The following is a 12,132-nucleotide window of genomic DNA, read 5'->3' as shown; positions in this document are numbered from 1 at the left end:
ACTTAAACGATGACTAGGGAGAACAAAAACGATGGGCACAGACAGCAGAGGATTGGTATATACAGGCACAGATGACGCTGGCGTTAAAAAGTTTGAAGCTGCATTGGAATGGATTTTTGACTATCGCCCAAATGCCATGGAAAAAATAGATTCCATCCTGGAAGCACACCCAGAATTTGTGATGGCCCACGTCTTGAAGGGCTATAGCATTGCGAGTGAAGGGCGCTATTCATCATTGGCTGGTATTTCTGATGTGTTGACTTCCATTCGTTCCCTCGTCAAACAAACCAATAGCCGAGAGCAACAACATATTTCTGCACTAGAAGCTTATCAGCGGGGGGATATCAAAGCTGCTCTGGAAGTCTGGGCAGGTATTTTGAATGAGTGGCCGCTGGATCTGGTCGCTTTTCGACAGTCTACAGGTAACCTTTTCTGGTTTGGTGAAAGACAACGATTGGTTGATACTGCCGCGAAAATCGCACCTCACTGGGGAGAAGATATTTCAGGCTACGGTTATTTTATCGGTGCTTTCAGCTTTGCGCTTGAAGAGGTTGGGGAGTACCAACTGGCTGAAGATTATGCCCGTAGAGCAGTTGAGCTAAACCCTGCAGATGTATGGGCTGTCCACTCTCTCGCTCATGTGCTGGAAATGAATGCACGCACTGATGAGGGCATAGACTGGATAGAGTCACGCAGAGAACAGTTACCTACCCATAACGCGTTTGTCGGCCATCTCTGGTGGCACCTTGCGCTATTCCACCTTGAGCAGGGCAATATTGATGAAGTGTTCTCCCTTCTTGACCACCATATTTACCCTGAACCTTCCAATTTCTACTTGAGTGTTCAAAACGGCGCTTCATTACTCAAGCGTTTGGAGTTTTTGGGTATTGAGGTTGGTGAGCGTTGGCAGCGGCTCTACGAAGGTGTGCGGGATGCTTATGGAGACTATATCTACCTGTTTACTGAACTTCACTCCGCCATGGTGCTCCATCGCGCGGGTGAAAAAGAGGCAATCTCGTCATTGAAGGGAAAGCTAGGTAACCCAAATGCTCTGCGTTACCCCACTGAAAATGAGCTTTCCCAAAAGCTGGTTACGGGTATTGAAGCCTTTGAAGATGGCAATTTTGCCCACGCTGCAAATTTGATAACGCCAATTCGATACGATATGGCGAAGCTGGGTGGAAGCCATGCCCAACAAGATATTCTGCATCAATACCTGATCAACGCTGAAGTTGAGCAAGGCCATTTGGAAACAACAAAAGGCTTGCTCAAAGAAAGGGTGTCCCGCAGAACCCAGTGGGATCTGGCTCCTGAGATCTACCTGAGAAAATACGCTGCAATTGAAAGGCTGACGTTAGGTGGGGATAACCAAGCTCTGAATCAATTGCTTAGACGCGTTCTTTAACATTTCACAGTGACAAGGATCAGTTTTCCATGACAGTACAGGTTAACTTCTACAGTGATTTGCTTTGTTTTTGGGGTTGGGTTGGCCAGCATTACAACGACAAAATCATGCATCTTTGGGATAACTCCCATGTGCAGTGGCAGCATCATTATTTGGCCTTGTATGCCAATGTCCCCGAACGGATGAATTCTATTGGTGTAGGAGAACGCGGGTACATGAAATATGCCGAAATCACCGAAAGGTTAATGGCGAAATTTGATGGCTTGGACGTTCACCCTGACTTATGGAGAAAAGTCCGTCCATCGAGTTCATTGATGCCGCATCAAGCGTTGAAAGCGGTGCAGTTTGTTGCCGGTAATGAGGTTGCGGTTGAACTCGAACATGCACTCCGTGAGGCGTTTTTCCGCGATGCAAGGGATATCAGCCACTACGGTGTGTTAAAAGATGTGCTTGAGGAGTGTCACCTTGCGACGCCAGACATCATGGAGCACTTTTTGACGGGGAAAGCCTTGGCAGATGTCTACGGTGACATCAAGCATGCCGAGGAAGAAAAAATCCCGGGCAGCCCTGCGTGGGTTTTTGACTCTGGTCGTTATCGATTCTTCGGTCAAGTTGATATCGATGTACTGGCATTTGCCATTAATAATCTGGCGCGGGAGTGATCATCCCGCGTTATCCTGAGGTGGATTCTCTTTCAGTGTTTGATATCCCGCCCAAATACGTGTGGCTGTGGTTATCCAGCATAGAGCACCGAACGTCCAGGCAATTTCTGCAAAGTAACCCGGGAACAAGCAAAACAGCACAAAGCACGCAATGGTTTCAGTTCCTTCTGTTAAACCGCCAATGTAATAAAGAGATTTACTTTGATAAACCGGGTTTTCGATATTTCGTTTACTCGCCATGATGGCAAACGCGAGGAAGCTCGAGCCTGTTCCCATAAAGGAAAACACCAGAAATGTCGCAGCAACTGCGTTTTGTTCGGGATTTGCCAAAGCAAAAGCAAACGGGATCATCGAATAGAACAGGAAATCCAGCGTGATATCCAGAAACCCACCTGCATCAGTAATCCCTTGTCGTCGAGCCAAGGCACCGTCCAATCCATCAAAAATGCGGTTCAGGGCGATAAACAGTAACCCAAGCCAATAATGCTCGTAAGCGATCGCGGGTAGCGCCAGCAAGCCAATCAGAAAGCCACTCACCGTGACTTGGTTAGCAGTGAGGCCGATTTTGTCAGGGATCTTAGCGGCCTGTTTTAAGGGCCAGCGGATAACTGCGATGGAATAGCGATCAAGCATTGTTCTGCTCCGAATTCATAAAACCCACTTTCGAGGTCGTTTCCCTTTCTTTATTTGGCCAATGCAGCAAGGTACTCTCCACAGGGACGTCATCCTCATCATGCGTCACCATCACAGCCGCGATGTTGCGGTTTTTGATTTGCTTAAAGACAAATGCACGGAATGACTTTCGAAGTGGCTTATCCAGCTTGCTAAAAGGCTCATCCAGCAAGATGACTTTGGGGTGAGAGAGCAGGGTACGCATTAAACTGATGCGCGCACGCTGACCGCCGGAGATTTGGTCTGGCGCTTTAAAAGCGATATCTGCGAGTTCTATTTCTTGTAACGTTGCCAGCGCACGTTCTTTTTTTTCGGCAGCGCTCATGGTGTCAGGCAAGCCAAACGCAAGGTTCTGCCACACATTGAGATGCGGGAAAAGTAGGTCATCTTGAAACAGAATCCCTACCGCCCGCTTTTCAGCAGGGAGTAATTGGATGTTTTGGCCATTGACCAGAATATCGCCTTCGCAATCAAACTCTGGTGAAAGGTGTCCGGCAACTGCGCTGAGTAGGGTGGATTTACCACAGCCACTGGGTCCCATGATAGATAGTACATCCCCATTTTCGACGAGGAATGACATGCCAGTGACCAAAGTGGCTTGATTAGATTTTATAGTCAGGTTTTGTACGGACAAACTCATTCACAGACTCTCTGGATTCATCATGTCGGGCCAGACGGCGGCGTGGGTCAGCTAATCGGCTGGCAGCCAATGCAAGGGCAAAGAAAACAAGCGGCAGAAAGGCTTGAATCAAACCATACACGGCGCTGATACGTCTATCCTGACCGCTGGCAAGACTGACCGCTTCGGTGGTTAATGTGGTGATACGTCCTGCTCCTAAAAGCTGGGTGGGCAGATACTGAGCGAAACTGACACTGAGACCAACAGCCCAAGCCAGTAAAATCGCAGGAATGACAATAGGCAGTTTCACCTGCCACCAGGCTTTAAACGGACTGTGTCCCAAGCTCCGTGCGGTTTGTGTTAGGCGCTGATCGAACGATTTCCAAGGCCCATCCAACGCGAGATAAACATAAGGGAAGGCAAACAGGATATGCGCCCAGATGGTAGCAGGGACGTGCCATTGCCCCGGTAACATGTATATCGCGACCTGAATACCGAACAGAATCGATAACTGTGGGATCAGCATTGGCACAGCAATCACCAGCTGCGGCAGCGATTTATGGTACTTGTCGCGATACTCCAGACAGCCAACGGCAAATATCAACGCAACCGTCGCGGATATCAGGCCAAGAATCAGGCTGTTGGTCGCCAGCTCAATCAGATGACTAGATTCCTGTTCCCAAAACCGAGTGCTCGTACGTGTCGGCCAGATATCTGGAAAGCGCCAGCGAAGGGCGAATGACCAAACCAGCAACAGGGGAATCATCATAAAAGGTAAAAGAGCGATGAACTTAAATAGATGACGCCCCGGCAGAGAGTAGGTTTTGCTGCCGCTGAACTGCCAGTTCTGCCAAACGTTAATCAGTACATATTCGAACAGGCGATATAAAAGCAGTGTGCCGAAACAGAGGACGAATAACGAAATCGCCCCCGCTGCTGCACGTGGCAACATCGACAAGTCAGGGTCGTTAAACCATTGCCACACCAATACAGCAAAGGTGGTCGGCGAAGTTGGGCCCAGAATCATCGCTACATCAACGACGGATAACCCGTAAGCCAACACCGCATAAATCGGGAAGCGCATTTTCGGCAGCCATTGCGGAAACACCACTTTCAACCAAGCCGCGGTGCGGTTGTAGCCGAGGCTTTGTGAGGCCGCGAGCAAACGGTCTACTTGCATTTGCTTAAGTACAGAAAGGCTCATCAGCAGAAGGAAAGGGGTTTCCTTCACAGCCAGTGCCAGAATTAATCCAATACCGCTACTGTCCTGAACCAGCGACCAGTGGTAGGGCTGTTCTTGTCCGGTAAACAGCGCGATAAAACGGAATAACCAGCCTGATGGGGCAAAGGTAAGGGCAAAGCCAATCGCAAAGGCAACGTGAGGCATGGCCAGCAAAGGGGAAAGCCACTGTTCGATGTGCTTCCAGAGACGGGTTCCCCAACAGGATTGAAGGATAAGAAACGTAAACAGTACGGCAAAGAAAGAGGCGGCAATACCGGTAAACAGGGTGAGCTGAATGGCTTTGTGAGTGCCGGGCCACTCTTGCATTGAGCGCCAACCTTCAAGGCTGGGTTCACTTAGTCCAAGAACGGGAAGATAGCTGACGGCAGAGAGTAACACGCCGCCAAGTCCGGGAAGGAGAGGTAAACAGCACACGACTAATGTTATCAAATACAGCAGGCGTAACATGTTTACCTCATTTCATTTGAAGCGTTTATCGCTTCAACAATTTACTCTAATTATTGACCATAGCGCTTGAGCCATTCTTGCTCGAGCGCACCTTGCCAGCTTGGATGTGGCTCAGGCTGTGACTTGAAAAGAGGCTTGCTGTCAGACAATTTCACGACCGCTGGGTCACCCCAGTAATCACTGTTTGCTTTACGAGCCTGCGCTTCTTCGCTCATCAGGAAGTTGACCGCGACGAGAGCGCCTTCTTTCGCATTGGCGTTCCAAGGGATACCCATAAAGTGAATGTTGGACAGCGCACCCTTGTCAAAAGCAAAGGCTTTAGCGGAAGGCGCAAGTGTACCGTTTTTCACTGCCGTTTCAGCGGCATTAGGGTTAAATGTGATGGCGAGCAGCAACTCTCCATCATCCAACAACTGCATGGTTTCCGCGCTGGCTGCCGGGAATTGTTTCCCCTTACGCCAAGCTACGGCGTGTAATTCATCCAGATACTTCCAAAGCGGCGCTGTCACTTCATTAAAATCAGCTTGATCTGCAGGTTTGTAGAGCGGGGCAGTATCCATGCTCAGTTCCAACAATGCGGCTTTCAGGAAGCTGGTACCGTGGAAAGCCGGTGGTTTCGGGTAGGTGATTTTTCCCGGAAACGCTTTGGCCAGACTCAGCATCTCGTTGAAAGAGGCTGGTGGGTTTGCCAGCGTCTTTTCATCGTGGATGAAAACTAACTGGCCTACACCCCAAGGTGCTTCCAAACCATTTGTTGGCTCGGTAAAGTCCTCTTTGACTGGCAAGGATTTATCAACAATCGACCAGCTAGGCAGGCTTTCAACAAACGGTCCAAACAACAGGCCGTTTGATTTCATTGATTTGAAATTTTCACCATTAATCCAAACCATGTCTACACTGCCGCCTTTGTTCTTACCTGCGGCTTTTTCAGCAACCAGACGGTTGACGGTCTCTGCAATGTCAGACACTTTAACGTGTTGAAGCGTGACGCCGTAACGTTCCTTTAGTTCATCGCCAGCCCAACGTAAGTAGGCATTGATTTCCTGACTTCCGCCCCAGGCGTTGAAGTAAACCGTTTGGCCTTGAGCACCTTCTTCAATTTTCTCCCAGTTGGAGAGGTCAGCCGCTGACACGGCTGAAGTGAAGGCGAGGGCGCAAGCTGCGACGATGGATTTCAAATTCATGGTGATCAATCTTCCTTAATCATGGTTTGAGATTTGTTTGCACTGGATTCGTTACGCATCCAGGTGTGGAACTTCTCTACCCAAGCCAACAATCCTTGAGGAGCATTGTTCTGCTTCCAAACACCGGCAGTGTATTTGGTGGCTTCACTCATGGTTGGGTAAGGATGCACTGTACCGAGGATCTTGTTTAATCCAAGGCCGTGACGCATCGCTAGGGTAAATTCTGCGAGTAGGTCTCCAGCATGTGAACCCACAATAGTCGCACCCAGAATTTTGTCTTTGCCTTTCGGAGTGATGACTTTGATAAAGCCATGGTCTTCACCGTCTGCAATCGCGCGGTCTAAATCGTCGATACCATAGTGAGCCACTTCATACTCGATACCTTGTGCAATCGCTTCTTTCTCGTTGATCCCGACACGGGCAACTTCCGGCGCCGTATAAGTCGCTGCGGGCATCACAGAGTAATCTGCTTTGAATTTTTTAAAGTCACCAAACAGAGCATTCACTGCGGCATACCAAGCCTGATGGCCTGCTGCATGGGTTAATTGGAATGGCCCCGCTACGTCACCAACTGCGAAGATATTTGGGTAGTTGGATTGCAGATATTCATTCACTTTGACAGTGCCGCGCTCAGTGAGCTCAACGCCGATGTCTTCAAGGCCAAAGCCTTTAGTGTTTGCGACACGACCAAGCGCCAGCATCACATAATCAAACTCGATGACAACTTCTTCGCCATTGTGCTCAAAGTAAGCACGTTGAACGTCGCCATCTTTCTCAAAGCGTGTGGCTTTGTGGCCAAGCAGAATGTTCACGCCATCTTCTTTCAGGCCTTTTACGACCAGTTCGGCAGCGTCGGCATCTTCACGGATAAGCAGTTGGTCTGCCATTTCCACCAAGGTCACGTCTGTGCCGAGACGAGAGAAGCTTTGTGCCAATTCGCTACCGATAGGACCACCACCCAGTACCAAGAGCTTCTTAGGCTGCTCCTGAAGCTCCCAGACGTTGTCTGAGGTCAGGTAACTGACTTCCTGTAGACCTGGAATACCAGGAACTAAAGGACGCGCACCGGTTGCGATAACAATGTTGCGAGTAGTCAGGCGTTGACCATTCACTTCTACTTCCCAAGGAGAGAGGATTTTCGCTTCGCCTTCGATACATTCCACGCCAAGCTTGGTGTAACGCTCGACAGAATCGTGCGGCTCAATGTCTGCAATGACTTTGTGTACGCGGCCCATTACCTGTTGGAAATCCACGGTAGGTTCGCCAACGTTCACACCAAACTCTTGCGAGCGTTTGATTTCATGCACGGCATGACCTGCACGAATCAAGGCTTTTGATGGCACACAGCCAGTATTCAGACAGTCGCCACCCATTTTGTGTTTTTCAATAAGGGTTACTTTGGCTTTTACCGCTGCACCAATGTAGGTAGTCACCAAACCACCGGCACCCGCACCAATCGCAATCAGGTTACGGTCAAACGTGGTTGGCTTTTGCCATTTGGCGTACACACGGCGCTTTTGAATCACGTTCATGATCATCTTGGCGATGATTGGGAACACACCCAACAGAACCAGTGACAACAATACACCTGGAGAAACGATGCCGCTCAGCGAATCGATTTGTGCTAACTGGGTACCAGCATTGATGTATACCGCAGTGCCCGGCAGCATGCCGATTTGGCTAACAATGTAGAAAGTCGCGGTGCGGATTGGCGTTAGGCCCATCAGCAGGTTAATCAGGAAGAACGGAAATACAGGGATTAGGCGCAGTGTCAGAAGGTAAAACGGACCATCTTTCTCTACACCTTGGTTAATCGTGGCAAGGCGATCACCAAATTTGCTTTGCACAGAATCTTTGAGCAGGAAGCGGCTGACTAAAAAGGCAAGCGTTGCGCCAATGGAGCTGGCAAATGAAACCAGAAGCAATGCCCACCAAAATCCAAATAGCGCTGCGCCAAGCAGGGTAGCAATGGCAGCACCGGGCAGCGAGAGCGCGGTCATAGCGATATAGACAACAAAATAGATGATGCTTGCGGTAACAAAATTACTCGCAATGGTGCCTTTCAACGCTTCGTGCTGTGCTTTGGCGTTTTCAAGCGTAAACAGTGCGCCAAGGTCGAAGGCAAACCATGTGACAAATATGGCTGCAATGACAATGAGAACAGCTAACTTCTTTGTGTTCATTTCTGATCCTTTATAAGTGACGTTGTTCCACGAGTCTGTTCAATCGAAATTTGGATAACAGCGTTGCTTAAAGCACAGTTCTAACTATGGCAAAAGTTTCCTTTTGTCTGGACGAAATGCACTTCATTACCAAAGAGTTAAACAGGTTTATTGCCAAAACTGTGACCTTGGGAGTAAACGAGGTTCAGTTTGACGAAAGCAATACGTGGATTTGCGCGCTTTTCCTTTTCTTTGCTTGTGGGATATGACCGATAGGTACTGGGAAAAATTACAAACTTCTTCAAGATTTTCGATGCTATATGTTCAAACATGTCTATGAAAGGCTGCCGAGAGAGAGTTAACTTTCTGATAAAAGTGGGAGTATACGAGATTGAATAGAGTCTGGATGTGTCAATGAAGAATCACAAGTTGGATTCATAGACAGTATTTAGTGTATTGAAGTACCAAAATGCCGAGAGGGATGAGTGCCAGCGTCGTTGCGCCGCCAATGTGGTAGTTACGGTGCCAATAGCAGCGTTGAGCAAAACTGTTCAACCGTAGGCCCCAAATCACAACCAGAGCATTGATACCGAAAAAAAGGATAACAATGATGGTGAGAAACGAGGGATCAAAAGTGCCGTGCGTATTTGCCGCATACGAGGCTGCAGGGAAAAAGAAGCAAAGAAAAACCGTCCACTTGAATCTGCGCGGCCATTTTCTGAAATGGTCGCGGAAAATTCTGTCTATTTGGTCTGGAAACGGCTTTGTGTAGTGCATTTTTCTGTTGCCATTTGTCTGTCTTCTCTTTTGGCATAGTTCAGATTTGCATGCACTGGTAAGCGGGCAAGGCTCTTGTGTGTCTTATATGTGACACATGTCACAAAAAGGATTTTAAGAGTGCTTTATTAAGGTTGATTGAACGACGGTCAAAATCATCGGGTTTTTATCAGTTTTCTCTGACAAAGCCTTATCAAATAAGCAATGGTTCATGACAGGACTTTCCATTATCTCTCTCCAAAACAGCATCAAATCGACAGGAATTTTGTAAATTAGTTCGGATTTACAGTACGGAATATCAGAAAGCAAAACAGCCAGCGGCGGAGAAGGGCACGCTGGCTGTTTCTATAACGAAGTAATCGTGAATTACTGTCGAAGGGTTTCCAGCAACTCGTTTCTACGTTGGGGCGTGATCACCGACCAATGCTTGCCTTCAATCGCACCTTCCAGCGCCCATAGTAACTCGAGGCTTAGCGTATCGTTGTGGGATTTTTGTAGTGCTTGATAAGCACCTACTGCGCCGGCACGCTGAAGCTCTTCGACGGATTCGATACCTGCTTTTTTCAGCATACGTTCCGTCGCAAGGCGAAGGTTCGGAAGATCTTTGATACGTGAAGGCGCCGCAGTCTTCTTTTCTTGCTGGTCTTCCCTTGCAATAGCGAGGGCTTTGGTGGCGTGGTCCATCATTAGACCGGACTGGTCCCACCAATCTTGTGGTACGGCGTAGTACTTAGTGACAACTGGGAATCCACGCTTCTTATACACGTAGGGTTCCATATTCAGTGCTTTGAATTCTGTTTCGTTGGCTGGGCCAGCGCGAAGATGAAGTTGATCATTCACGACAAGTGCAAACATTGTCTCGTCGCAGAAAACACCAAAACCTCCAAACATAGAGCGCGATTTCATTTTGCCCAGACATTCGAAGAACTTCAGTGTGTTTTTTAGGGTTGGTTTATCCATGTGACTTATTCTCAATCAATACGTTCCTGGATGAATGGTCAAGGAGTAACGTAGCAATGCTAATTCAGAGAATTGTCAACGCACCGGGCGAACCGGATGTGAAATGCTAACGTCATCGGTAGCTCCGCTACCAACACCTGATGAATATTTTCAACGGTGTGAGGCCGGAAGCTTTGCGTCCCAGGCTTTCGCCTTGGTTTGCCTTTTTCTTGACGAGATTTAGCTTAACCGAATCGCGTCTTTTTGTCGTTATTGCTGGTCGAACAAAGTGTGATCTTAGTTCCGAATGAACTCTATTGATTTCTTTGTAATTATTCCGTTCTCTTTGTTATTGCAGAAATTTCGACCATCGCACCCCTTTTACAGTATGCAATAAGGGTAGCACTAGAAATCTGGGCATTTTATTGATTTTGAGGTTCGTCGCAATAACAAGATGCATTTATTTGGAAAACTTGTCAGTAAAAGAAAAGCCTGAGCGTAAGGCTCAGGCTTTTTGGTGACATTTGAGGCGATTCTGGGCTATGACTGTTTTAAATTCTTTACAGAGCGTCGCACAATCAATTCAGGCTGCATTTCAAAAATCTGTTGCTGGTTCTCTTTGTTTGCCAGACGTTCCATCAGCAGCTTAATCGCCGTTTTACCCAAACGGTTTTTCGGCTGGTGAATTGTGGTTAACGGTGGCGAGAAGAAACCAGCTAAATCGATGTTGTCATAGCCAATGATGGAAATGTCATTCGGGACATCCAGACCTGCCTGACGGAAGGTACTGATCGCAGCCAATGCCATAATGTCGTTGAAGCAGAAAACAGCAGTAGGGCGGTCTTCAAGCGCAACGAGTTTGTTAGCGGCTTCTACCGCAGAATCACATTCGAAATCCGCTTCGACAATCCAATCAGGGTTGTAAGTTAATCCTGCTTCTTCCAGCGCTTTGCGGAAACCGTCCAGACGCTCTCTACAAGTCAGCTTATCCATCTGACCTGAGATACAACCGATTTTGGTGTGACCGTTTTCAATGAAGTGTTTAGTCGCAATGTAACCGCCAAGTTCTGCATTGTCTTGGATACAGTCAGTATTGATGTGCTGTGTACCCCAGTCCATCACCACCATTGGCAGATCCTGCTTCTTCTCAAGCAGAGAGAGCAGTTCTTCGTTCAAATCAGAACACATCACCAACAGGCCATCCACGCGTTTTTCAGCCAGCATGCGCAGGTAATCACGCTGCTTGGAGAGATTACCCTCTGTATTGCAAAGGATCAGGGTATAACCCTCTTTGTAGCAATACTCTTCAACACCATGCACAACCTCAGCAAAAAACGGGTTGGTTGATTTGGTCACCAGCATGCCAATGGTGCGGGTAGAGTTGCACTTCAAGCTTCTAGCCACAGCGCTTGGTGCATAGTTCAGTTCGTCGACAGCGGCCCAGACTTTCTTGGTCGTGTTCTCTGCAACAAAACGCGTCTTGTTGATCACGTGCGAAACTGTTGTTGTAGAGACACCGGCGAGTCGTGCGACGTCTTTAATTGTTGCCATTCAGTAATCTTCTTATCGTTTTATTGGCAGCCTCTGTCATATCGGACTGCACAAGTTTACGCCGCTCAACCTATCAGAATATTTTCGATTCAATCCGACGGTATAAGCGGCGTATTAGGTTCGTTCAATTTATGTGTGTGCTTTTTTTCTCTTGTTGGTCCGTAATCGAACGCAATGCCCAAACAGTCTGACTGTTATCGACGCAGAGGAGAAAAAACGCGCGAGGCACTTACATGAGCTTGTTGCAAAATTTCAGAAAATTCTCAATGCCAATCGCTTGCGTTCACAGTTTAATGTCAATGGTCCTACGCCGCAATTATTGTGTCTTAGAGACGTGCATAAGGTTGATGCGCATCATGCTAACCACACAGTGCGTACTTTCAGTTTCAACTAACTGAGCGCTAGCTTGGTGATTTTGAATGGCTATAAACAAAAAAAGCCGGGAACAAGCCCTAATGCCGATCAGTTAAG

10 protein-coding genes and 1 riboswitch are annotated in these 12,132 nt (G+C 47.9%); of the genes, 2 read left to right on the top strand and 8 right to left on the bottom strand.

Annotated elements, in window-relative coordinates; translation table 11 throughout:
* Window positions 1-31: 31 nt before the first annotated feature.
* Together RN22_RS14510 and RN22_RS14505 are read left to right on the top strand one after the other, a co-directional pair.
* Entirely contained in the window at window positions 32-1,405 is a 1,374-nt protein-coding gene (locus tag RN22_RS14510; protein WP_046305427.1) for a tetratricopeptide repeat protein, read from the top strand.
* A 29-nt stretch (window positions 1,406-1,434) separates the two neighbouring features.
* Window positions 1,435-2,067 carry a DsbA family protein gene (locus RN22_RS14505; protein WP_046305425.1) on the top strand — a complete coding sequence of 211 codons (633 nt, stop codon included), beginning with the start codon at window positions 1,435-1,437 and terminating at the stop codon, window positions 2,065-2,067.
* On the opposite strand, the gene RN22_RS14500 is transcribed toward RN22_RS14505, so the two are convergent.
* From RN22_RS14500 to purR, 8 genes are all read right to left on the bottom strand, one after another.
* The gene (locus RN22_RS14500; RefSeq protein WP_046305423.1) at window positions 2,068-2,700 is read right to left on the bottom strand and encodes a CDP-alcohol phosphatidyltransferase family protein; all 633 of its coding nucleotides are present in this window, start codon (window positions 2,698-2,700) and stop codon (window positions 2,068-2,070) included.
* Complete coding sequence (locus RN22_RS14495; protein WP_046305421.1) at window positions 2,693-3,379, bottom strand: ATP-binding cassette domain-containing protein; 687 nt, start codon at window positions 3,377-3,379, stop codon at window positions 2,693-2,695. Before RN22_RS14495 ends, RN22_RS14500 begins: the two co-directional genes overlap by 8 nt.
* Window positions 3,342-5,048, bottom strand: coding sequence for an ABC transporter permease (locus RN22_RS14490; RefSeq protein ID WP_046305420.1), 1,707 nt, complete (start codon window positions 5,046-5,048; stop codon window positions 3,342-3,344). Before RN22_RS14490 ends, RN22_RS14495 begins: the two co-directional genes overlap by 38 nt.
* Window positions 5,049-5,098: 50 nt before the next feature.
* On the bottom strand, window positions 5,099-6,232 hold the full coding sequence (locus RN22_RS14485; RefSeq protein ID WP_046305418.1) for an ABC transporter substrate-binding protein: 1,134 nt from the start codon (window positions 6,230-6,232) through the stop codon (window positions 5,099-5,101).
* 5 nt (window positions 6,233-6,237) lie between these two features.
* Window positions 6,238-8,415, bottom strand: a complete 2,178-nt coding sequence (gene lpdA / locus RN22_RS14480; protein ID WP_046305416.1) for a dihydrolipoyl dehydrogenase — start codon at window positions 8,413-8,415, stop codon at window positions 6,238-6,240.
* 414 nt (window positions 8,416-8,829) lie between these two features.
* Window positions 8,830-9,171, bottom strand: a complete 342-nt coding sequence (locus RN22_RS14475; RefSeq protein ID WP_046305413.1) for a hypothetical protein — start codon at window positions 9,169-9,171, stop codon at window positions 8,830-8,832.
* A gap of 366 nt (window positions 9,172-9,537) precedes the next feature.
* Window positions 9,538-10,131: a TfoX/Sxy family DNA transformation protein gene (locus RN22_RS14470; protein ID WP_002535127.1), complete on the bottom strand. Its 594-nt coding sequence runs from the start codon at window positions 10,129-10,131 to the stop codon at window positions 9,538-9,540.
* 114 nt (window positions 10,132-10,245) lie between these two features.
* Window positions 10,246-10,344: riboswitch (cyclic di-GMP riboswitch) on the bottom strand.
* Between the two features lie 306 nt (window positions 10,345-10,650).
* Entirely contained in the window at window positions 10,651-11,661 is a 1,011-nt protein-coding gene (gene purR, locus RN22_RS14465; RefSeq protein ID WP_046305410.1) for an HTH-type transcriptional repressor PurR, read from the bottom strand.
* Window positions 11,662-12,132: the final 471 nt, after the last annotated feature.

Source organism: Grimontia sp. AD028 (assembly GCF_000973155.1).
GTDB classification, from domain to species: Bacteria; Pseudomonadota; Gammaproteobacteria; order Enterobacterales; family Vibrionaceae; genus Enterovibrio; species Enterovibrio indicus.
Note: the sequence above shows the minus strand (reverse complement) of the source record. Positions and strands in the feature narration are given on the sequence as shown.